Source organism: Micromonospora fluostatini, assembly GCF_050410825.1.
Classification (GTDB): Bacteria; Actinomycetota; Actinomycetes; order Mycobacteriales; family Micromonosporaceae; genus Micromonospora; species Micromonospora rosaria.
Genome location: NZ_CP191251.1, coordinates 1,085,231 through 1,106,819 on the forward strand (window position 1 = coordinate 1,085,231; position 21,589 = coordinate 1,106,819).

16 protein-coding genes and 1 pseudogene are annotated in these 21,589 nt (G+C 73.8%); 10 read left to right on the forward strand and 7 right to left on the reverse strand.

Annotated elements, in window-relative coordinates:
- Nucleotides 1-423 precede the first annotated feature (423 nt).
- The 4 genes and pseudogenes from ACQUFX_RS04940 to ACQUFX_RS04955 form a co-directional block, all read left to right on the forward strand.
- Nucleotides 424-549 (forward strand): annotated as a pseudogene (locus tag ACQUFX_RS04940) (winged helix-turn-helix domain-containing protein); the annotation flags it as partial.
- Between the two features lie 317 nt (nucleotides 550-866).
- On the forward strand, nucleotides 867-2,042 hold the full coding sequence (locus ACQUFX_RS04945) for an MGDG synthase family glycosyltransferase (RefSeq protein ID WP_428966866.1): 1,176 nt from the start codon (nucleotides 867-869) through the stop codon (nucleotides 2,040-2,042).
- 512 nt (nucleotides 2,043-2,554) lie between these two features.
- Nucleotides 2,555-3,520: a TauD/TfdA dioxygenase family protein gene (locus ACQUFX_RS04950; RefSeq protein ID WP_428964829.1), complete on the forward strand. Its 966-nt coding sequence runs from the start codon at nucleotides 2,555-2,557 to the stop codon at nucleotides 3,518-3,520.
- Between the two features lie 143 nt (nucleotides 3,521-3,663).
- Nucleotides 3,664-5,292, forward strand: coding sequence for a hypothetical protein (locus tag ACQUFX_RS04955; protein WP_428964830.1), 1,629 nt, complete (start codon nucleotides 3,664-3,666; stop codon nucleotides 5,290-5,292).
- Nucleotides 5,293-5,520: 228 nt separating this feature from the next.
- On the opposite strand, the gene ACQUFX_RS04960 is transcribed toward ACQUFX_RS04955, so the two are convergent.
- The gene (locus ACQUFX_RS04960; protein ID WP_428964831.1) at nucleotides 5,521-7,173 is read right to left on the reverse strand and encodes a glycoside hydrolase family 27 protein; all 1,653 of its coding nucleotides are present in this window, start codon (nucleotides 7,171-7,173) and stop codon (nucleotides 5,521-5,523) included.
- Nucleotides 7,174-7,778: 605 nt separating this feature from the next.
- On the opposite strand from ACQUFX_RS04960, the gene ACQUFX_RS04965 reads away from it, so the two are divergent.
- The 4 genes from ACQUFX_RS04965 to ACQUFX_RS04980 all read left to right on the forward strand — a co-directional run bounded on the left by ACQUFX_RS04965 (nucleotide 7,779) and on the right by ACQUFX_RS04980 (nucleotide 11,758).
- Complete coding sequence (locus ACQUFX_RS04965) at nucleotides 7,779-9,872, forward strand: family 43 glycosylhydrolase (RefSeq protein WP_428964832.1); 2,094 nt, start codon at nucleotides 7,779-7,781, stop codon at nucleotides 9,870-9,872.
- A 104-nt stretch (nucleotides 9,873-9,976) separates the two neighbouring features.
- Nucleotides 9,977-10,669: a hypothetical protein gene (locus ACQUFX_RS04970; protein ID WP_428964833.1), complete on the forward strand. Its 693-nt coding sequence runs from the start codon at nucleotides 9,977-9,979 to the stop codon at nucleotides 10,667-10,669.
- Between the two features lie 190 nt (nucleotides 10,670-10,859).
- Nucleotides 10,860-11,318 carry an Atu4866 domain-containing protein gene (locus tag ACQUFX_RS04975; RefSeq protein ID WP_428964834.1) on the forward strand — a complete coding sequence of 153 codons (459 nt, stop codon included), beginning with the start codon at nucleotides 10,860-10,862 and terminating at the stop codon, nucleotides 11,316-11,318.
- Nucleotides 11,315-11,758 carry a hypothetical protein gene (locus ACQUFX_RS04980; RefSeq protein ID WP_428964835.1) on the forward strand — a complete coding sequence of 148 codons (444 nt, stop codon included), beginning with the start codon at nucleotides 11,315-11,317 and terminating at the stop codon, nucleotides 11,756-11,758. Before ACQUFX_RS04975 ends, ACQUFX_RS04980 begins: the two co-directional genes overlap by 4 nt.
- Here ACQUFX_RS04980 and ACQUFX_RS04985 read toward each other — a convergent pair.
- Nucleotides 11,719-12,654 carry an SDR family NAD(P)-dependent oxidoreductase gene (locus ACQUFX_RS04985; protein ID WP_428964836.1) on the reverse strand — a complete coding sequence of 312 codons (936 nt, stop codon included), beginning with the start codon at nucleotides 12,652-12,654 and terminating at the stop codon, nucleotides 11,719-11,721. The two genes, ACQUFX_RS04980 and ACQUFX_RS04985, sit on opposite strands and share 40 nt — an antisense overlap.
- Nucleotides 12,655-12,764: 110 nt before the next feature.
- Here ACQUFX_RS04985 and ACQUFX_RS04990 point away from each other — a divergent pair, with 110 nt between their 5' ends.
- Both ACQUFX_RS04990 and ACQUFX_RS04995 read left to right on the forward strand, forming a co-directional pair.
- Entirely contained in the window at nucleotides 12,765-13,343 is a 579-nt protein-coding gene (locus ACQUFX_RS04990; RefSeq protein ID WP_428964837.1) for a TetR/AcrR family transcriptional regulator, read from the forward strand.
- Between the two features lie 196 nt (nucleotides 13,344-13,539).
- On the forward strand, nucleotides 13,540-15,801 hold the full coding sequence (locus ACQUFX_RS04995) for a hypothetical protein (RefSeq protein ID WP_428964838.1): 2,262 nt from the start codon (nucleotides 13,540-13,542) through the stop codon (nucleotides 15,799-15,801).
- Between the two features lie 49 nt (nucleotides 15,802-15,850).
- On the opposite strand, the gene ACQUFX_RS05000 is transcribed toward ACQUFX_RS04995, so the two are convergent.
- The 5 genes from ACQUFX_RS05000 to ACQUFX_RS05020 form a co-directional block, all read right to left on the reverse strand.
- Nucleotides 15,851-17,443, reverse strand: a complete 1,593-nt coding sequence (locus ACQUFX_RS05000) for a mucoidy inhibitor MuiA family protein (protein WP_428964839.1) — start codon at nucleotides 17,441-17,443, stop codon at nucleotides 15,851-15,853.
- A gap of 97 nt (nucleotides 17,444-17,540) precedes the next feature.
- Entirely contained in the window at nucleotides 17,541-18,179 is a 639-nt protein-coding gene (locus ACQUFX_RS05005) for a DUF1775 domain-containing protein (protein ID WP_428964840.1), read from the reverse strand.
- Nucleotides 18,176-19,891, reverse strand: coding sequence for a copper resistance CopC/CopD family protein (locus tag ACQUFX_RS05010; protein ID WP_428964841.1), 1,716 nt, complete (start codon nucleotides 19,889-19,891; stop codon nucleotides 18,176-18,178). Before ACQUFX_RS05010 ends, ACQUFX_RS05005 begins: the two co-directional genes overlap by 4 nt.
- A gap of 16 nt (nucleotides 19,892-19,907) precedes the next feature.
- Complete coding sequence (locus ACQUFX_RS05015) at nucleotides 19,908-20,621, reverse strand: YcnI family copper-binding membrane protein (protein WP_428964842.1); 714 nt, start codon at nucleotides 20,619-20,621, stop codon at nucleotides 19,908-19,910.
- Between the two features lie 214 nt (nucleotides 20,622-20,835).
- The gene (locus ACQUFX_RS05020) at nucleotides 20,836-21,588 is read right to left on the reverse strand and encodes an SDR family NAD(P)-dependent oxidoreductase (RefSeq protein WP_428964843.1); all 753 of its coding nucleotides are present in this window, start codon (nucleotides 21,586-21,588) and stop codon (nucleotides 20,836-20,838) included.
- Nucleotide 21,589 lies beyond the last annotated feature (1 nt).

A 21,589-nucleotide genomic window follows, 5' to 3' on the forward strand; every position in this document is an offset into this window, starting at 1 on the left:
CACCGGCCGCCCTCGGCCGGTCGACTCCTGTCACCCCGCGCGCCCGTGCCGTCGCGCCCGGACCTGCCGCCGTCGGCTCCCGCCGGCCGTCCCGCCAGCGGCGCGCTCCGTGGCCGCGGTCACGCCGCCGTCCGGGCGGCGTGAAAAGGGCGTCAAAAAACACCGGACCGCCGTCATGGTCGCGTCATAGCCCCTGTCACCGCACGGCGTACGGCGTTGTGATGGCCCGGCGCGGCCGCACAGCGGCCGGAGCGACCTGTTCCGAGGTGAGGAGTCAGACGTGTCCGACGTGGTGTACGTCCTGGTGACGGTGGCGCTGTTCGCGGCGCTCGCCCTGCTGGTGACCAGCGTGGAGGAGCGGTGAACGCCACCAACGCCGTCGGGCTGGTGCTGCCGCTCGGCCTGGCCGTGTTCCTGCTGGTCGTCTGGGGCCCGGAGTACCAGCACGAGACCAACTACCTGCGTCAGTACATGGCCCAGCTGCGGCGCAAACTGGAGGACGACCCCGCCCGCCCCCGCCATCTCATCACCGAACCCGGCATGGGCTAGCGCTATCGCCCCTGACGTCACCCACCGGCGGGCGGCCCCGGCGGGCCCGGAGGGTCGGCGCCGAGCAGGCCCCGGCGCAGCTTCCCGGACGCCGCCGCCGGCCACACCACGGTCACCCGGGCCTGTGAAACCCGACATCCGTACCCCTGCCCGGTCCGTCGCCCGTCTCGGCGCTGCGGGTCAGGGGCCCCTGGCATGACGGTGGTGTGGGCGGGTAACCGCGCCCGGTGAACCGACCGGGTGGGGGCCACGCCGACGGGCCGGCCGTCGACGGGGTCGAGGCCGGCCACCCCGGGCCGCCCACCGCCGCCGGCCGGTTGACCGGCCACCGTGACCGGGCCGGTGACCCGGAGGGTCGGTCCGGTGGCGGGCGGGTGGTGGTCGTGTCCGCCGACATCGGCGCGGGACACGACGACGCCGCCGTCGAGCTGGCCGGCCGGCTCGCCGCCGACGGCATCGTGGCCGAACACCTGAACTTCCTCGCGGCCCTGCCGCGCCCGCTGCACGCCCTCGTCCGCGAGGGGTACCGGGCCATGCTGAGCTGGCTGCCCCGGGGCTACGACGCCCTGTTCACGATCACCGACCGGTCCCCGCTGACGGTCACCGCGGTCAGGGCGGGCCTGCGGCTGGCCGCACAACGCACGCTACGGCGGCTACCGCCGGACACCCGCCTGGTCGTCACGACCTTCCCGCTCGCCAACCAACTCCTCGGCCCCCTGCGCCACCGGGGACAGCTCACCGCCCCGGTGATGACCTACGTCACCGACTTCGTCGTGCACCCGACCTGGATGTCACCCGGCATCGACGTCTACTGCGTCATCCACGACGTCGCCCACCAGCAGGCCACCGCGCGCGGCGCGCGGGACGTGCGGGTGGTCGGCCCCCTCGTGTCCACCCGGTTCGCGCCGGCGCCCACCGCCCACCGGCGGGCCGCCCGCGCCCGGTTCGGCCTGCCCGAGCAGGACCGGCTCGCGCTGATCGTCGCGGGCGCCTGGGGCGTGGGCGAGGTGACCCACACCGCCGAAGAGGTGCTCGCCACCGGCTGCGTCACCCCCGTCGTGGTCTGCGGTCGCAACGACGTGCTGCGCCGCCGGCTGCACACCTTTCCCGGCCACGTCCTGGGCTGGGTCGACGACATGCCCACCCTCATGCGGGCGGTCGACGTCGTCGTGGAGAACGCCGGAGGACTCACCTGCCAGCAGTCCCTGGCATCCGGACGGCCCACCGTCACCTACCGGCCGATCCCCGGGCACGGCCGAGCCAACGCCCGGGTACTGGCCGAGGCGGGCCTCACCACGTACGTCACCACCCCCGCCCACCTCCGGCCGGTGCTCACCGCGCTGACCGCCACCGACGACGCCCCGTCCCTGGTGGCCGCCGACGACATGACCGCCGTGGTCGCCGAAGCCGTCCAGCACGGGGCTCACGCCTGCCTGCTGGACCGCATTGCCGCCGACAACTCCGGGGGCGCTTTCCGGGAAAGGAAAGGATGAAACCGTCGTTATCGACGGTCACCGACCGCTTTCGACGCCGCCGACCGTTAATGCCAAACATTTGCCTATGTCAAGACGTTGGCATTCGCTGAGTGGGCTTTGCGTGATGTCGGGGAGTGCGCCCCCGGCGTGGCCGCGTCCACGCTTCCGGACGGTCGCAAAGGCGCTTGCCTGACGTCCTCCCGACATGGCACCATCGTCGATGTCGCTGCGGCGACGCGCCATCCGGCGTCCGGGCGATCCGTGGCGAGCGACCCTGTGGTCGACCTGCTCCACCCCTGCGGGTGAATCGCACGCCGCCGGTCCGGCAAGGTTTCGCGACGCGGCGAATCCGCCCGGAATTCCACGGTTGTGGTCAGGCTGCCGGAAGCTGTGGCAATCGGGTCACACCGAATGTCCCCGCCGCATTTCAGCTCATCGGCGAATGGCCAGTTCCACCGGCACGTCAACCGCCCACCGGCACGGGCCGGCTGGTGTCGGAATCGTCACCGTCATCGATTGGGGAGCCTGTCATGAGTACGCCGCAAACGGGTGACATCGACGTGCGCCGAGTGGCCACCTGTCTGGGCGCGGAGATCGGCGGTGTCGACCTGTCCCGACCGATGTCCGACCGCGTCGTCGCGCAGATCACCGACGCGCTGCACCGCCACCGGGTCATCTTCTTCCGCGACCAGCACCTCGACCACGCCAGTCACGTCGCCCTCGGCCGTCGCTTCGGCGAACTGACCTACGCCCACCCGCACGACGAGGCGCCGCCCGCCGGGTATCCGGAGATCTTCACCGTGGACCCCAACTGGAACCGGGAACGCTACGGCGACGACTACCTCACCGCGAACCGCCGACGCCAGTACACCTACCTCACGGGGTGGCACACCGACATCACCCCGGCGGTCAACCCGCCGGCGGCCTCCATCCTGCGGGCCCACGTCGTCCCCGCCGAAGGGGGCGACACCATGTGGACCAGTCTCGTCGCGGCGTACGAGGGGCTCTCCGCCCCGATGCGGGCCTTCGTCGACACCCTCCGGGCCGAACACCGCTACGGCGGCCGGGACTGGCCGGCCGGCAACGGTGAGTACGCGCGCCGGATCAACGACAACCCGCTGATCGCCATCCACCCGGTGGTACGGGTCCACCCGTACACCGGCGAGCGGGGGCTGTTCGTGAACCCCGGCTTCACGAGCCACATCGTCGACCTCTCGCCCCGGGAGAGCCGGGCGATCCTGGACGTGCTCTTCGACGAGCTGACCCGGCCCGAGTACACCGTGCGACTGCGCTGGGAGCCGGGCACGGTCGCGTTCTGGGACAACCGCACCACGGCCCACCTCGCCCCGCGCGACCTCAACCGGATCGAGGGCGGGCGGACCCTGTACCGCGTCACGCTCGTGGGCGAACGCCCCGTCGGGCCGGACGGACGGCCGTCCGAGCTGGTGGCCGGCGAGCCGTACGGGTCGCAGCGGACGGTCGTGCTGAGCGGGTGACCCGCCCGGCGCGCGTGACGCCGCCCCGGTGAGACGCCGCGCCCGCCCCTCGATCGTTGGACGTTGCGCCGTTTCCGACGCCCCGGTGCGGTCGGCCGGGGCAGGCTGCGAGGTGGGTGCGGCAGCGTGCTGGGGGGCATGGGGTGGACCGGAGGTTCGTGGGCCTGCTGGTGCTCACCGGGCTCCCGCCTGCCGTCGAGGCGAGCGTCCTGGTGGGGTTGGGATTCGCCGCCGCCGAGGGGCTCGCGCCGCAGGCCGCCGCCGTCTGGCCGTACGACACCTACCACGACCTGCGGTGGCTCTTCGTCTACCACGACTCCTGGCTGAGCTTCGGGCTGTGGTTCACGTTCCTGGTCGTGGCCCGGGGGCTGTTCCACACCGTCCTGGTGATGCTGGCCTGGCCGGCCGAGGTGGCCCGCCCGCCGCTGCGCTGGCTGGTGGGCCGCAACCTGGGCCTGGCCCTGGTGGTGGCCTTCTTCGTCGCCCCCTGGGCCCTGGTCTCGGTGGCGGCCTCCGTGGTGGCGCTGTCCTGGGTGCTGTTCGCGTCGCTGCTGCCGCTGTTCCTGATCGCCCCGTTCCTGCAACGGGCCGCGGTGGTGACCCCGTGGTGGCGGGGACTTCCCTCGGCCGCCCTGGTCGGCTGGTCCCTGCTGAACTTCGTGGTGCTCACCGTGGCCGGCGCGGTGTGCTGGAGCGTGCCCACGGCCTGGTCGATACCGGTGGCCGCCGGGGCGGGCGTGGTCAACGGGCTGCTGTGGCACCGCACCCTCCGGGCGGTCCTGTTCGCCCCCCGGACGCGGTGGGCCCGGGTGCCGGTGACCCCCCTGGCGGCCCTGCTCTCCCTCGCCGTACCGCTGGTCATTCCGCCGTTGGTGCAGGTGGTGCCCGGCGCGCACCTGCGGGTGGAGGCGGTGGTCACGGAACAGTCCCTGCCCCCGCAGGTCCAGCACGCCCTGGTGGTGCTGGCCGGCTACGGCTCCGCCTACACCGGTGAGGAGCCCGTCGACCCCCGGGTGCAGCGCTTCTCCTACCGGGGGCTGGGCCCCGACCACCGGCCGTTGCCGTACCGGCCGGCGGACACCAGGATCTCCGTGGCCGACAGCGTCCGACTACTCCACCAGCAGGTGGAGAGCCTGCACCGCCGGACCGGCCGCAAGATCGTCCTGGTCGGGGAGAGCGAGGGAGCCATGGTCGCCCGCACCTACCTGGACCGCGACCCGCACCCGGCGGTGGAGATGCTGGCCATGTTCAGCCCCCTGATCACCGCCGGGCGGGCCTACTACCCGACCCCCGACCGTCACCAGGGCTACGGCGTGGTCACCGGATGGCAGCTCCGGGCCGTCTTCCGGCTGGTCGGCCTGGCGGGCGGGCCGAACAGCGGGCCGGACGAGCCGTTCATCCGGTCGCTGCTCGACGACGCCCCGTTCTACCGCAACCAACTGATGTGCCCCGTACCCGGCGTACGGATGGTGGCCTTCCTGCCCACCACGACCGCCACCGAGGCGCCCCCGGGGCAGTACACCCGGATCCCGGTCGTCCAGACACCCGGAGTGCACGCCGGGTTCCTCCACCGCGCCCCGGTCCAGGACCATCTCGTCACCTTCCTCGCCAACGCCGACGTCAGCCAGCTCCGCAGCGAGTACGAGATCCTCCAACGTCTCGGATCCGCCTGGCAGGCACCGCCCCTGGCCATCCACGCCAATCCGGCCTGGGCCCACAACCGGCAACCGGACCCCGCCTTCACCGGCCGGGTGTGCCTGCCACCGGACTGAGGCCGACGGGCGGTGCGCGGTGGGGCGACCCCCGCTGAGCCCACCCCCGCGCCGGCCGTGGGCACGCGGGCGGTGGGGGACCGGTCCCCCACCGCCCGCGGCCCGAGCCGGATCAGGCTCGGATTCCTCGCCGGCTGCCGGCGGAGCCCCACCCGCGCCGCCGCGTACGCGCCGGGCCGCCGCGCGGCGGTGCGGGGCCGGGACCCTCACCGGTCACCGGCCCACGGGTCACGCCCGGCTCCACCGTTGGTTGGCGTTGCCGTGACAGGACCAGAGGAGCACCGCCGTGCCGTTCGCGGTGCCGCCGTTGTCGACGTCCAGGCACAGGGACGGATGGCGGACGTTGCTGATCGTGCCGTTGCTGTTGAACGTCCACTGCTGGTTGGTGCCGCCGTTGCAGTCCCAGATCTGCACCCGGGTGCCGGCGGCCGCGCTCGTCGGCACGTCCAGGCACTTGCCGAGGATGCGCAGCGTCTGACCCTCCTGGCTGACCTGCTGGTTGGGGTTGCCGTGGCAGTCCCAGATCAGGGCTCCGGTGCCGTTGGCGGTGTTGGAGTTGTCGAGGTCGAGGCAGCGGCCGGCCGACTCGCTGCGCAGCCGGAAGGTGGTGGGGGTCGGGGGGTTGGTGGTGCCGCCGCCGCTGACCCGGTACACCACCGTGCCGTGCGCGGGGACGCTCGCCGAGATCGCGCCGGTGGTGGTGGAGGTGGCGTTGGTCCAGGCGTCCCGCAGGGTGAAGGAGCTGCCGGTCTTGCCGATCGCCGCGGCCGTGGTGGAGATGGTGGTGGTGGCGTTGCTCTGGTTGAACAGGGCCACCGCCACGTCCCCGTTGGCCAGCCGCTTGGCCAGGATCCGCCGGGTGCCGTCGCCCGCGACCTGGACCGCCTGGAGGCCGAGGCTGTCCTGGTTGATGGCGATGAGCTGCTGGTTGCGCAGGATGGCCAGGGTCGCGGCGCTGGCCGACCGGAGGTCGTTGCCCATCATCAGGGGGGCCGCCATGATCGCCCAGAGGGCGAAGTGGCTGCGCATCTCGGTGTCGGTCATGCCGCCGTTGCCGACCTCCAGCATGTCCGGGTCGTTGAACCCGCCGGGGGCGGCGTACCCGGCCAGCGGCACGTTGACGTTGACGATGTTCTGGATGCCCATCGGGTACCCGTTGCTCTGGCCGGTGTTCCACGCGTTGGTGATGTCCTCGGTGGTCCGCCAGAGGTTCGCCACGTCGCTCCAGTTGCGCTGCGGCCCGGTCTTCTCGTGGATGCTGTTGGAGTTGATGCTGTAGACGATCGGCCGGCCGGTGGCGGCGAGGGCGTCGCGCATGATGCCGAAGCGCGCCACCTGGTCGTTGATGGTCCCGGTGGGGGAGCACCAGTCGTACTTGAGGTAGTCCACCCCCCAGGCGGCGAACTGCCGGGCGTCCTGGTACTCGTGCCCGAGGCTGCCGGTGGACCCGGGGAAGGCGTCGAAGTACTGGGCGCAGGTCTGGTCCAGGGGGCCCTGGTAGATGCCGAACAGCAGGCCCCGGGAGTGCAGGTAGTCCCCGAGGGCCTTCATCCCGCTCGGGAAACGCTGCGGGTGGGCCTGGAGGTTGCCCTGCGCGTCCCGGTCCGGGTTGAACCAGCAGTCGTCCACGACGACGTACCTGTACCCCAGGTCCCGCAGGCCGTGGTTGACGATCGCGTCGGCCATCTGCCGGATCAGGGTCTCGTTGATGTTGCAGCCGAAGGTGTTCCAGGTGTTCCAGCCCATCGGTGGGGTCCGGGCGACGCCGTTGTTCAACGCCTGCGCCGGGCGGGGCGCGACGACGCTGTCGGTGACGGTCGTCGTGAGCGTCAGCGCCAGCACGCCCAGGACGGCCACCAGCCATCTCTTCGGTCTACGCACGTTGCTCCTCCTGTCGGAGAGGTGTTCGGCCGCCGCCGGTGCGGGGGAGAACGGACCCGCGTGCGTACCGGTCGCGGTCGGCTCTCCTCGTCCGGGTCTGCGGTGGGGCGGGGTACCGCTGGCACCCGCGCCTCGGGTGGCGGCGGCTGCCGCGTCGTCGCGGACCCGGCCGGCTCCCGCCGGGGCGCCCTGTCGGGTGATGTCACGATGGTGTCAAGGATGTTATCGATAACATCGATGCATGTAAACCAGCTTCCGGCGTGACCCGGCTTTCCGGGTGGCACCGGCGCGGGCGTGGTCGGTTCCACCGCCGGGCGGAGCGGGTTCGCCGCCCGGCCGGCGGGGACCACCCTCCATCGTGGTGATGGCCTGCGGTGGGGTCCTTCGGTGGGGGTGGTCCTGCGCGGGATTCGGTCATCTGGTCGCGGCCGGCCTTCCGGCCGTGGCCGCCGCCTGCGGGTCCCGCCGCCGTCCCGTCGCGTGACGTCTTGACGACCACGATGTTATCGTTCACAGTCGATGCGTGGGGTGGCTGGCCGGCCCGCCGACGGTCCCCGGATCGCGACATCGGAGCGACCCGGTTCCTGTCATCTCTGAGGAGGATCATGGTTGTCAACGGTGGGCTCGCCCCGGCCGTACCCCGGCGGCGCAGGTGGTGGTCGCGGGCCTTCGCCGCCGTGGCGGCGGTGCTGGTGGGCGGCACGCTCGTCGCGGTGGCCCCGACACCGGCCTCGGCCGCGACGGTGGACACCAACGCCTGGTACGTGCTGGTGAACCGCAACAGCGGCAAGGCGCTGGACCTGTACAACTCGGCCACGAACGACGGCGCACGGATCACCCAGTGGTCCCGCAACGACGGCAACTGGCAGCAGTGGCAGTTCGTCGACTCCGGCGGCGGCTACTACCGGCTGCGGTCACGGCACTCGGGCAAGGTGCTCGACGTGCACAACTTCTCCACCGCCAACGGCGCGAGCATCGTGCAGTGGACGGACCTCAACGGGACCAACCAGCAGTTCCGGCTGGTGGACTCGGCCGGTGGGTACGTGCGGTTGCTCAACCGCAACTCCAACAAGGCGCTGGAGGTGCAGAACGCCGCCACCGCCGACGGCGGCAACATCGTGCAGTACGACGACTTCAACGGCAGCCACCAGCAGTGGCAACTCGTCCGGGTGGACGGCTCCGGCAACCCCGGCACCCCCGGCGGCAGCTTCACCAACCCGGTCGTCTGGCAGGACTTCGCCGACGTCGACATCATCCGGGTGGGCGACGTCTACTACATGTCCGCCTCCACCATGCACTACTCGCCCGGAGCGCCGGTGCTGCGCTCCTGGGACCTGGTGAACTGGGAGTTCGCCGGGCACTCGGTGCCCCGGTTGGACTTCGGTTCGAAGTACGACATGGCCAACGGCAGCCACGCGTACGTCGACGGCATCTGGGCCTCCACGCTGAACTACCGGCCGAGCAACCGGACCTTCTACTGGGCCGGCTGCATCGACTTCGCCCAGACGCACATCTACACCGCCTCCGCCGTCGACGGCACCTGGAGCCGGCACGCCACCATCCCCAACTGCTACTACGACGCCGGGATGCTGATCGACGACAACGACACCATGTACGTCGCCTACGGCAACGGCACGATCAGCGTGGCCCAGCTCTCCGCCGACGGGCGCACGCAGGTGCGGGCCCAGCAGGTGTACCAGACGCCGTCGAGCATCGGCACCCTGGAGGGGGCCCGCTTCTACAAGCGCAACGGCGCCTACTACATCTGGCTCACCCGGCCGGCGAACGGCCAGTACGTCCTCAAGTCGACCAACGGCCCGTTCGGCCCGTACGAGCAGCGGCAGGTGCTGCTCAACATGCCGGGCCCGATCTCCGGCGGCGGCGTACCCCACCAGGGCGGGCTGGTGCAGACCCCGAACGGTGCCTGGTACTACATGGCGTTCACGGACGCGTACCCCGGCGGCCGGGTGCCGACGCTGGCCCCGATCACCTGGACCAGCGACGGCTGGCCGCAGGTGCAGACGGTCAACGGGTCCTGGGGCGTCAACTACCCCAACCCGCTGCCGCTGCGCCCGGTCAAGCCCCTCACCGGCACCGACACCTTCCCCGGCGGCACCCTCGGCGTCCAGTACGAGTGGAACCACAACCCGGACAACAGCCGGTGGTCGGTGAACAACGGCCTGCGCCTGCAGACCGCGTCGGTGACCAACGACCTGTACCGGGCCCGCAACACGCTGACCCACCGGATCCAGGGGCCCACCTCGACCGGCACCATCGAGCTGGACTACTCCGCGATGCGCGACGGCGACCGCAGCGGGCTCGCGATGCTGCGGGACACGTCGGCGTGGATCGGCGTCAAGCGGGACAACGGCACCACCCGGGTGGTCATGACCAACGGCCTGACCATGGGCACCAACAACTGGAACACCGTCGGCACCGGGACCGAGATCGCCAGCGCCCCGGTCTCCGGCGGGCGGATCTGGTTGCGGGCCACCGCCGACATCCGCCCCGGCTCGGGCCGCCAGGCGAGGTTCTCGTACAGCACCGACGGGGTCACCTTCGTCCCGCTGGGCAACGCACTGACCCTCAACAACGCCTGGCAGTTCTTCATGGGGTACCGGTTCGGCATCTTCAACTACGCCACCCAGGCCCTGGGGGGCGCGGTCACCGTGCGCCAGTTCTCCCTGACGACACCGTGACCCCGGCCCGGTCCGGTGCCGTGGACGCCCACGGCACCGGACCGGACACCCGGGTGCGACCTGGCGGCGGGGGGTCGGCGTGGGCGGTGCCGGAGGATGGGTGGATGGGGCATGGTCTGGACGCGGCGGGTCCGCTCAGCAACCGGGCGCGGGCGTTCCTGAACGCGTACGCGCGGTGGGTGACGGTCGACCCCGGGCCGGGTGACGAGGAGTGCCGAGCGGCGATGACCGCGGCGCTGGGGTACTGCGACGAGGACGCCCTGACCGCGTTGCGGCGGATCCAGCACCGGTACTCCGGGCTGACCTACCGCAGCCCGCTGCGCGCCAGCGAGATCGTCGTCGAGCCCGTCTTCGACGTCGACCCCGACGAGCGGCTGATCAGGTTCGACCACGCCGTCTCGGACACCGCCCCGGACGGCTGCCGCTACGGCCTCCTGCATCCCGACGGCACGCTGTGGTTCGGCTTCCTGGAGACCCACGTGCCGGCGTTCCCCTCACTGGAGCACTTCCTGGAGTGTGACGCCCTGCTCCACCACGCCCACCGCCAGGACCTCCGGTCCACCGAGGCGCCCACCGACGCCACCGCCCACCGGGAGCTGCTGCTCGGCTCCCACCCGAAGCTGCGTCGCCTCGACACGGCGAGCGGGTCCTGTGTCGAGTGGTGGACCGACGACGAGCACCTCGTGTTCTACGACGGGCTGGCCGGACGGTTGGCGGCGGACGGCCGTGGCGCGAGCCGGGCCCCGACCACGGTGCTGACCTGGCGTCTCGACGCGCCCGTCACCTCCGCCGCCTGAGGCGCGGCCCCCCGTGCGCCGGGAGGGTCGGGGGGACACGCATCCCGTTCCCGGCGGGCTGCGGGAGGGTGCAAGGCCGGCTGCGTCCTGGGAGTGCTGGGGCCAGGCTCCCGGCGGGCCGCGCCCCTAGCGTGGGTGGCACGGCGGACCGTCGCCGGTCCCCGTCCGACAGCGACCCACGGGAGGGTTCATGAGGCACCTGGCCAGAATCGTGCTCGGCGGCGCGTGCGTCGCCGTGCTGCTCGCGGCGTGCACCGTCGGGCCGGACACCGCAGGCCGGACCGGCACCGACGACGCGGCGCAGCCGAGCCCACCGGAGTCCACGCCGCCCGGCGCGGTGGCTCCGCAGACTCCGCCGTCACCCTCCGCTGACGTCGGACCGCACCCGTACGTCGGGATGTGGGTGACCGCCGACGGTCACATCCGTCAGATGCTGCTGGCGAACGGCCGCTACGACGAGGCGCGGGGCGCACGGCAGAGCGCCTACACGGGCTCGTACGAGATCCTCGGGGACCGGATCGAGTACGTCGACGACACCGGGTTCAGCGCGGACGGCACCTTCGACGAGGACGTCCTGCACCACGGGGGTTTCGTCTTCTACCGCGAGGGCAGCGGGGCGCACCGACGGGCGGGGGAGGAGCGGCGATGACGACCAGCGCAGTGCGGCCCAGCCGGCGTCTGCTGGTGACCGCCGGGATCGCCGGCGGCCTGACGGTGGTCGCCGGGACCAGTGCCGCCGCAGCCGGGTCACGGGAGCACGACGACGGGCCGCGGGCCGACCGGCGGGCCAGGGAACGTCGCGACACGGCGGCCGTGCTCCGGGCCTTCGAGCGGCAGAACGCCGGTGGCGACATCTACGAGATCCTCCACGACGACGTGCGGTGGACGATCGTCAACGGACGCACGTACCGGTCCAAGGCGGAGTTCCTCGCCGAGGGGTCCGCGCCGATCCTGGATCGGTTGGCCCCGACGCTCGTGATGACGATCCGGGACCGGACCCGGGGACGCTCGGCCGGGCGCCCGGGTCCGGGCGGGCGGGGTCGCAGGGGTCAGGGGCGTGGGCTCGGCTGGGCAGCGTCGTCGAGGTAGCGCACCCCGGTGGCGGTCTGCGAGACGGCCCAGAGCCGGCGGGCGAGCGCCGGGTCGGTGGCGGGTCGGACGAGGGGGCGGGCGTGCACCCGGTGGTCCCACCTGTGCAGGGCGGGGCCGAGGAAGACCCCGCTCTCGGCGGCGGGGGCGGTGGCGGCGTAGAGCAGCGGGATGGTTCCGCTCGCCGCGCTGCGGGCCAGGACGGCGCCACCGATGCGGGTCACGATCCACGCCGCGGGACCGTCCGCGTTGGCCTGCATGGGGGTCCGGGCCATACCCGGGTGGGCGAGGAGGCTGCGCACGGGGCTGCCGGCCTGGCGTAGCCGGCGGTCGAGTTCGACGCCGAAGAGGAGGTTGGCCTGCTTCGACCGGATGTACCGGACGATCGGTGGGCCGGCCGGGATGCCGGTGAGATCGTCGAGGTCGGGTCCGTCGGACAGCAGCCGGTAGAAGCCGGAGCCGACGGTGACCACGCGGGGGTCGCGGTCCGGGCGGAAGCGGTCCAGCAGCAGGCCGGTCAGGGCGAAGTGGCCCAGGTGGTTGGTGGCGACGATCGACTCGTACCCCTGGGCGGAGCGCTCGGGACCGTGCGCGCCGCCGACGCCGGCGTTGTTGAGCAGCAGGTCGACCGGGCGGTCCTCGGCGCGGAGCCGGTCGGCGAAGGCGCGGACCGAGTCGAGGTCGGCGAGGTCGAGCCGGCGCACCAGCAGGTCGCCGGTGAGCCCGGCGCGGACGCGTTCACCCTTGGCCTCGTCGCGGACCGCCATGATCACGGTCGCGCCCCGGGCGGCCAGCCGTTCGGCCGCGACGAGGCCGAGTCCGCTGCTCGCGCCGGTCACCACGGCCGTCCGGCCGGTCTGGTCGGGCATCTCGTCGGGAGTCCAGGCGACGGGCATGGTGCACCTCCGGTTCGACCGATCGGATAATCTATCCGTTCGCTGTCCCGAAGCGTAGCACTGGATCGGATAACTTATCCGCTGCGGTGTGACGGGCTATCCTCACCACCGTGGAGAGCACTCCGACGACCAGCGCCGACTCCCTGCGGGCCGACTCCGCCCGGGTCCGCGCCCGGATGCTGCGGGCCGCCCGGGACCGGATCACGGCAGGGGACCTCGACCTGCCGATGAACGCCGTCGCCAAGGCGGCCGGGGTCGGCGTCGGCACCGTCTACCGGCACTTCCCCACCCGCCAGGTGCTGCTGGAGTCCCTGGCCGCCGAGCACTTCACCCGGCTCGTGGACACCGCCGCCCGCGCCGCCGCCGCACCCGACGTCGCCGCCGGCCTGACCGACCTGCTCCGGTCGGCCCTGGAGTCGCAACGCGTCGACCCGGCACTGGCCCTGGTCCTGGCCGAACCCGACGCGGCCTGCCCGGAGACCGTGGAGCTGGGCCGGGCGCTGACCGCCGCCGTGGACCGGTTGCTGGAGCGGGCCCGCGCCGCCGGGGTGATCCGACCCGGCATCACCGCCGCCGACGTCCAGGCCCTCCTCTGCGGCCTCCGGCGTGCCGTGGAGGTCGGCGGCGACACCACCACCGACCGCTACCTCGACGTCCTGGTACGCGGACTGCGGGCCGACGCCGGCTAGGCAGGACCCGCAGCCCGGCGGCCGTCGCCGGGTCGCCGCCCCTCGCCGGCAGCAGGCGCCGGGCCTGGCCCGGGTCTCCCCGACCGCCACGCGCACCCGTCTGGTCATGCGACTGTTTGCGTGAATCGCGACGGAGCCGCCGCGCGGCTCACTACCGTGAACCGGGGTCGGTAGCTGGCCGGGAGGCGGGCGGGCGTTGACGCACGAGGTGGTCGAGCTGCGGGTGCACGGGGTCTCCGGCGCGTCCGCCGAGGCCCTGCTCGACCACCCGGTGGTGACCCGGGTGGCCGGCGACGACAACGCCGGCTTCTACCGGCCCCGCCCCGGGTACGGGACCAGCGACCGGCCGGCCGGGTTCCGGGTCGAGGCGTACCGCTGGGGCGCGCTGACCGCCGGCAGCGCGGTACGGACCCTGTCGCTGCTGTTCCTGCTGCCGTTCATGCTGGTCAACATCGCCGTCTGGACCCGGCCGCCGACCGGCGGAACCGGCGGGATCATCGGTCCCGTCTGCCGGCTGCTCGCCGCCACCCTGACCGCCGCGTTCGTCCTGTCGATCGTCGGGGTGACCGTCGACATCGTCGGCTGGCAGTGCACCCCCTACCGTCCCTGCGTGCGGGGCCGCGGCTACCTGGGCTGGCTGGCGGACCTGCCGCTGGGGCCGCGCCTGGCGCTGCTCGCGTTGCTGCCGATCGCCGCGCTGCGGCTGCTCTGGTGGCTGGGGGAGCGTTCCGCCCGGGCGTTCGAGGCGTTCCCGGCCGCGCGCGGACAGGACCGGGGCAGCGGCGGCGAGGACCGGATCGACCGGCCGGGCTTCTGGAACGACGCGCTCGTGGTCCAGCGCCTGCGGGCCATCCACGTCGCGGTCGGGCTCGGCACGCTCGACGCCAGCCTGCTCGGCGCGCAGCTGCACATCTACCCCACCCCGGTCGCGTACGTGCTCTTCGTGGCGGTCTGGTTCCTCCTGGCTGCCTGCGCCGTCATGCTCTGCCTGCCCGCCCGCCGCGCCGAGGACGGGTCGGGCCGGGGGCCGGTGGACCTGCGCGGCATCCGGACCCTGCGGCGGGTCGCCACCGGGCTCACCGTCCTGGCCCTCGTCTACACCGCGGTACCTCTGGAACCGCAGCCGCCACACGAGCAGCTGCCCGGGTACGAGGGCGCGGTGGCCGCGTCGATCGCCGCCCAGGCCGCCCTGCTGGCCGTCCTCACCGCCACCACCTTGCACCAGCGGCGACGCAGCCACCACACCGCCTCGTCCTGGCTGAGCGGACTGGCCACCCCGGTGCTCGCCGCCGCGGCGGTCGCCGCCTCGTACGGCTTCTCCGCCGCCCTCGTCTACCGGGTCGCCGACGTCCTCGACCGGGGGGAGATCCCGAACCCGGCCCGGCCGAAAGTGCCTGACGCACCGCCGTTGGAGCCGCCCGTCTCCTACCGCTGGGCGGCGCTGGCCGGGCTGGTGGCGGTCCTGGTCGTCGCCGCGACGACGGTCTGGCGGATCGTCGTGACACGCCGGCGGCGGCGCCGGCTGGCCGAGGAGATCGTGCGGCGGGACTTTCCCGACACCCCGCCGGAGGCGCTGTCCCGCCGGGCCGCCGTCCGGGAGGTCGTCGCGCGGGCCGCGGTCGCCGAGCAGCTCAGCCCGGCCTTCATCGTGTTCCTGGTGCTGTCGTTGCTCGGCGTCACCGTCGTCGCCCTGGACCTGATCGGCATCGGGCCGTCGGAACTGAGTGACCAACTGGTCCACGCCGACGACCAGGCGGCCACCAACCTGGCGATCGCCACCGACGTCGGGATGTACGCGATCGGTCTGGTCGCCCTCGGCATCCTGGTGCTCGGACTGTTCTCCTACCGGTCGGACGACACCCGGCGCACGGTCGCCGTGATCTGGGACCTGGGCACCTTCTGGCCACGGACGGTGCACCCCTTCGCGCCGCCCTGCTACGCGGAACGGGCCGTGCCGGAACTCGCCAAACGGATCACCGCGCTGACCGCCCGGGGCGGCGTGATCCTCTCCGGGCACAGCCACGGCTCGGTCCTCGCCGCCGCCACCCTGCTCCAGCTGCCGCCGGAGGTGCGGGGGCGGGTGGCGTTGCTGACCCACGGCAGCCCGCTGCACCGGCTCTACGCCCGGCTCTGCCCCGCCTTCCTCGGCGACCCGACCCTGCACGAGCTGGGCGACCGGATCGGCTGGCGGTGGGTGAACCTGTGGCGCGACACCGACCCGATCGGCGGCCCGCTGTTCTCCGCGCACCGGCCGGGCGAGCCACCCCGGCAATCCGGCCCGGCCGGCACGGTCGACCGGCGGCTGCGCGACCCCCGCGCGATCGTCGTAGACCCGGACGACACCGTCCCACCACCGATCGACCGGCACTGGCCGTACCACACCGACCGGGCGTACGAGACCGCGGTGCGTGAGCTGGCGGGGCGGCTCGACCTGACCGACGCCCCGGGTGACCGGTAGGCCCCCGGGCCGCCACCGCCCCGGTTCACCAGCGGGCCGGGGAGCCGGTTCACTCCCGCCAGCCGGTCAGCTCCACCCCCTTGGCGAGGTCCACCCGGAACCCCAGGGCGATCTCGCCGCTCTCCCCGGCCCCGAGCGGCAGCCGCCAGGTCAGCTCGCCCAACTCGGTACGCTCGGCCGGCGGGGGGACCAGGGCGGCCTCCCGGACGACCACCCCGTCGTCGCGGGAGACCGGGAACTGGTCGCGTACCTCGACCGTCGTCGGCCGGGGCGTGTGGTTGGTGACGCTGATCCGGTACTCCACCTCCCGTCGCCGGGTCGAGCCGAGCGTGGCCCTGGTGTCGGAGCGCCGGTGCAGCGTGCGTTCCACCCGCAGCCGGTCGTCCACCCCGAGCGCCAGGTCGGTCTCCTCGCCCGGCGCCCAGACCGGCAGCCGGGTGGCCGCGACGAAGTCGGCGCCGTGGAACACCGCCGCCGGGCCGGGCAGCAGCGTGTGCGCCGAGGTGTTCCGGACCGTGGCGCGCAGGTGCGCCTCGACGGCCCGGACCGGCACGGTCACGTGCTCCAGCCGGGCCGGCAGCTCCAGGACCGCGACGGTGGCCCGGTGGGCGGTGCCGTCGGCCGGTACCGCCACCGGCCGGGCCGGGCGGTAGGTGGCCGCGCTGACCCCGTGCTCGACCTCGGCGGCGGCGGTCCGCATCGTCGGCCGGGGCGTCCCGGACCGGGCCACGCCACCGGCGGGGGCCGCCACCGGCGGGGGGCCCGCCGGCAGCGCCATCTCGGCGAACGCGCCCGCCGCCACGGGCATCGGCGGCGGCGTGGGCCGGCGCCGGTCGAGGTACCAGGGCGACAGGTCGGGGACCGCGGTCGCCGCCGCCGGCCGGGCGGTCGAGAGCCGGAGGTCACACTCCGGCCAGTCCTCCCCGGTGTCCTGGCTGACCAGCCCGAACCAGGTGACGGTCACGGTGTCGTCGACCAGCCGCAGGTCGTAGGAGGGCTGCCAGCGGGCCCCGTCCACCAGGTAGGTCAACTCCAGCTCCAGGTCGGTGTCGTCGGCCTCCACGGAGACGCTCACCTCGGCGGCCAGCCGGTCCGGCTCCCGCTTGCCGTGCGCGGCGTCGAGCTGGCGCTCGACGAGGGCCAGCTCCTCGGCCAGGTCGACACGCCGACGGGCCAGCGCGCGTCGCCCGGTGCGGGAGTCGGCGAGCTGACCGGCCACCGAGTCGGTGAAGGTGGCCACGTCGCCCGGGGTCGCGTCGCCGGTGGCCAGCGCGCGGGCGTACGTGCCACCGGCCCGCTCGGCCAGCCGGGCCAGGAACTGCCCCCGCTGCTGCTCGATCTCGTCGGCGTCGTCGACCTCGGCCAGTTCCTCGGTCAGCTCGCGTCGCCGCTGCTCCAGCTCGCTGACCTGACCATCGGTGCTGCGGGCCTGCCGCCAGGTGGTCACGTCCACGCCGAGCACGGTGGCCGCGCCCCGGCCACCGACCCGGATCGAGTCCCGGCGCAGGCCCAGGGGGAGCGGCGCGATCCTGACCCGGTGCTCGCCGGCGGCCAACCGGGCGCTGCCCCGACGGGTGATCCGGGCCCGGTCCGGGTAGACGGTGACGCCGACGACGGGTGCTTCGATCTCCGCTGTCTCCACGGCGGCGAGGGTAGTCGAACCGCGCCCGCCCGTGGACTCGCGCAGCGGTGGCCCGGGGCGGCCCCCTCGACCGGGGCCGTCCCGGACCGTCGGGACGTCAGTGACCGGCCCTCGGCCGGCGCCGGGCGAGCATGGTCCCGCCGGCCGCAGCGACGGCGACGAAGCCGGCGAGCACGACCAGCGCGTGCCCCAGCGTGGCGCCCTCGCCCTGCCCCGGCCCGCCGTCCCTGCTGGCCGTGGCGGGGGTCGCCGCGGTCGGGTCGGGCTGGGTGGCCAGGACGGCGGTGGTGGCGACCAGCCGGGGCGCCGGTTGCTCACTGTCGGGCGTGAGGTCGATCCAGTGGTACGAGCCGCCGTCGGCGCACCGCTGCAGCACCGGGAAGTGCAGGGTGTCGCCAGCCCTGGCCACGATCCGCGCGGTCACCCCCACCTGCGCGGTCGTCAGGCCGGCTCCGGTGAAGGTGACGCGGTCCCCGGCGACCGCGCCCGACCAGCCGTCCGGCGTGACGGTGCCGGTAGCGGTCACGCCGTCCGGCACGGCGACGACCAGCTCGGTGGTGGGGGAGCCGTCGCAGCTGTGGTCGAAGCTGAAGGTCAGGGTCGCGGTGCCGTCGCCGTTCGGCTGCGCCGTGGTCAGCTCGACATGAGCGGCGGCCGGCGTCGCGGTCAGCGCCAGGGACGCGACGGTGGCGAGCGCCGCCGCGGCCAGGGCCCGGCTCCACCGGCCCGTGCTCATCGGACCTCCACGGTGAAGCGGGCGACGGGGTTGTCGTACCTGGAGGTCCGAACGCTGATCTGCACCGTCCAGGAGCCGGCGAGGGGCAGGTCGACGGGCGCCTCGTAGGTACCCGGTCCGGTGGTGGTCAACGGGCGCTCCAGCGGGCCGACGTCCATCGCGGGCAGCCGTACCGTCAGCTTCGGCTCGGCGACCGGGACGACGGGCTGACCGGTGGCGTCGAGCAGGGTCAGTTCCATCGAGTTCACTCCTGTCGTGCCCGGTGTGAATCGGGCGACCGCGCGCCCCGACCCCAACGGGGCCTCCACCACGAGCGGCCCGCTCGCGGTGGCGTCGGGGGCGGGGCGGGGGGTGGTGCCGGCGACCGGGCTCTGCGTGACCAGGAGACCGGTGGCGAGGACGACGGCGACGAGCACCGACGCCTCGAACCGGACGGTGCGGCGCAGCAGCCGCCACGCCGCCGGGGAATCCTCGGCGCGGTCGGCGGCCGAGATCCGGGGTACAAGGCGGAAGCGGTTGTACGCGGCGACGGTGAGGACCACGGCGGTGAGCCCGACCTTGGTGAGCAGGGCCAGCCCGTACGTGGTCTCCCACAGCGCCGCCCAGGAGGACAGGATGCGCCAGCCGAGCAGCACGCCGGCGGTCCCGAGCAGGCCGACGAGCACGGCGGCGGCGCGGGAGAACGCCGACACCGTCTCCGCCGCCGCCCCGACCGCGAGGTCGGCCGAGCGGGCGAGGGACCAGGACAGGGCCACCAGCCCGCCCAGCCACACCCCGGCCGTGGTCACGTGCAGGACATCGGCGGGGACGACCAGCCAGGCCGGGCCGTACGTGCGGGTGTGCCCGACCAGGGCGACAGCCCCCCAGGCGAGGGCGACGCCGGCGAACGCGACGGCGGCCGGTAGGGCACGCCCGGCGGTTGCGGCGCTCGCCCACAGCGCGGCCGCCAGCCCGACGACCACCAGCAGGGAGCTGAGGGCCTCCTCCGAGGCGAAACCGGCCCGCCACAGGTCGGCGTCCCCCAGGCCGGTCAGGTCCCGGCCGTCCTGCCAGGCCGGGACGGTCGGGAGCAGGACCAGCCGTGCCAGCGCGGTCGCGCCCGCCGACCCCCAGGCGAGCCGCCGCAGCCGGCGTCGCAGGACCGGCGCGTCGGCGCGCAGCAGGACGAGCAGGAAGACGACGAGGCCCGCGCTGACCAGCAGGCCGAGGTAGGCGGTGGCCTCCGCTGCCTGCCGCAGGAGGTCCAGCGGGAGGCTCGGCCGGCTCTCCGGCACCGTGACGGCGGCGCTGCTCGGCGCGCCCACGGCGAAGCTCAACCCGCCCGAGACGGGGTGGCTGTCGGCCGAGATGACCCGAAAGGTCACGATGTAGGTACCGTCGGGTAGGTCCGGTGGAACGGTCAGGACCACGGAGCTGTCCACCGCCCGGCTGTCGGTGGACAGCTCCTCGCCGGTGGCGTCGAGGAGCCGGACCCCGCCCGGACGTACCGCCACCGGCTCGTTGAAGGTCAGGGTGACCTGCTGCGGGGTGGTCGCCAGCACCGCCCCGTCCGTCGGATCGGTGCCCAGCAGGACGGCGTGGGCGGCGGCGGGGGCCGCCGGGATGATGGCGGCCAGCAGGCCGAGCAGGCCGGCGAGCACGGTGGAGACCATCCACCGAGCCCGCCGGACCGGCCCGCCCCGCCGCGCGGCCGGGACGCTGCGCGACCTCACCTGCGTCATCGGCCGGTCAGGCGGCCTTGCGGGTACGCAGCAGCGCCAGCCCGCCCAGCCCCAACCCCAGCGCACCGAGCGCCAGGGCGATCCAGCCGACCACCCCGGTGCCGCCGTCTTCGGAGCCGTCGGTGGTCTGGCTGACCTGCTGGGCGGCCGGCTGGACGGCGCCCTCGCCGGTGTCGGTCTTCGCGGTCAGCGCGAAGCTCGGCGCGGGGTAGTCCAGCCCGTCGGCGTCCTGCCCGTCGGCGGGCACCTCCACCCAGGCCGCCTCGCCCTGCTCACAGGTCTGCACGGTCGGGAAGACCAGCGTCTCGCCCGGGGTGTCGGGCAGCTTCAGCGACAGCTCGAAGGTGTCCCGCAGGTCGCTCGGCAACGGCGTCCGGGCGGTGTAGACGACCTCGGAGACCCGCTGCGTGACCTCGTTGCCGTGGCTGTCCTTGACCGGCGGGTTGAGGTCCGCCATGACCTTCTGCACCGTCCAGTTCGGGTTCACGGTCGGGGTGACCGTGACGAGCTGCTCGGGCATCTTGATGGACACCTTCGTGGTGGCGGACGTGTCGCAGCCGTGCGGCACTCCGAAGGTCAGCACGGTGTAGGCGTTCGCGGTGGTGACCGACGGGCTGACCGAGACGTGCGCGGCGGCCGGTGCTCCGGTGAGCGCCACCGTGGCAGCGACGACGATGCCGAGCGCGCCGACCTGGGCGACCCTGCGTCGGGAGAGAGCCATAGCTGGACGACCTTTCGAGGAACGGCGCCACGACGTCGCTGCGGCGCCTCACACTCCCCTTGGTCGGGGCGCGGGGCAGGTTAGTTCCCGGGAACGCCGGCGGACCTGGTGCGATCCGACTCCGGTGGGCCGGTCCGGCCGGTCGACTGCACCCACCGATCGGTGGGCCGTACGGGCGGCCGGGTGAGCCGGCCACCCGGCCCCGTGCACCCGGTCAGCCGCGCCCGTACACCATGCCGCCGTTGACCTGGATGATCTGGCCGGTGGTGAACCGTGCCTGCGGCGACGCGAGGTAACCCACCGCCGCAGCCACCTCCTCGGGGGTACCGGGCCGGCCCAGCGGTGTGGCGTCCACCCGGGACCGCCGGAACTCCGGGGTGATCTGGTCACCGAAGAACTCCGTGTCCGGGATGAAGCCGGGGGCCACCGTGTTCACCGTGATCCCGTCGCCGCCCAGTTGGGTCGCCAGCGTGTACGTCCAGGCGTGCACGGCCGCCTTCGCCGCCCCGTACGAGCCGGTGGGCCGGTACGCGGCCACGGAGCCGAGCAGCACGACCGCGCCGCCGGGACGGCGCAGGTCCGCCCGGAACGCCTCCACCAGCAGCACCGAGGTGACGACGTTGGCCTCGAAGTCGGCGCGCCAGGCCGCGACCTCGGCGTCCAGCCCGGGGCCGGTGTGCCGCCGCCCGGCGTTGCCGCCCGCGTTGGCGACCAGGACGTCCACCGCGTCGCCCCGCTCCCGCAGTCGGCTCGCCACCTCGGCGACCTCGTCGGCGACGGTGAGGTCCACCGGGTACGGGACGACCCGCTCGTCGCCCACCGTCTCGTTGATCTCCGCGGCGGCCCGCTCCAGGACGGCCGCCCGCCGGCCCAGGACCGCCACCGTGGACCCCTCCTGGGCCAGGCGTTCGGCGACGGCCCTGCCGATACCCGTACCTCCACCCGACACGATGCTGAGCCGCGCCACG

Bases quoted from the DNA above. Each gene is read 5' to 3' on its own strand.
- ACQUFX_RS04985 (WP_428964836.1), bottom strand. From the start codon at position 12,654: ATGCCCGTCGCCTGGACTCCCGACGAGATGCCCGACCAGACCGGCCGG.
- ACQUFX_RS05015 (WP_428964842.1), bottom strand. From the start codon at position 20,621: ATGGCTCTCTCCCGACGCAGGGTCGCCCAGGTCGGCGCGCTCGGCATC.
- ACQUFX_RS04980 (WP_428964835.1), top strand. From the start codon at position 11,315: ATGACGACCAGCGCAGTGCGGCCCAGCCGGCGTCTGCTGGTGACCGCC.
- ACQUFX_RS04950 (WP_428964829.1), top strand. From the start codon at position 2,555: ATGAGTACGCCGCAAACGGGTGACATCGACGTGCGCCGAGTGGCCACC.
- ACQUFX_RS04965 (WP_428964832.1), top strand. From the start codon at position 7,779: ATGGTTGTCAACGGTGGGCTCGCCCCGGCCGTACCCCGGCGGCGCAGG.
- ACQUFX_RS04970 (WP_428964833.1), top strand. From the start codon at position 9,977: ATGGGGCATGGTCTGGACGCGGCGGGTCCGCTCAGCAACCGGGCGCGG.
- ACQUFX_RS05005 (WP_428964840.1), bottom strand. From the start codon at position 18,179: ATGAGCACGGGCCGGTGGAGCCGGGCCCTGGCCGCGGCGGCGCTCGCC.
- ACQUFX_RS04975 (WP_428964834.1), top strand. From the start codon at position 10,860: ATGAGGCACCTGGCCAGAATCGTGCTCGGCGGCGCGTGCGTCGCCGTG.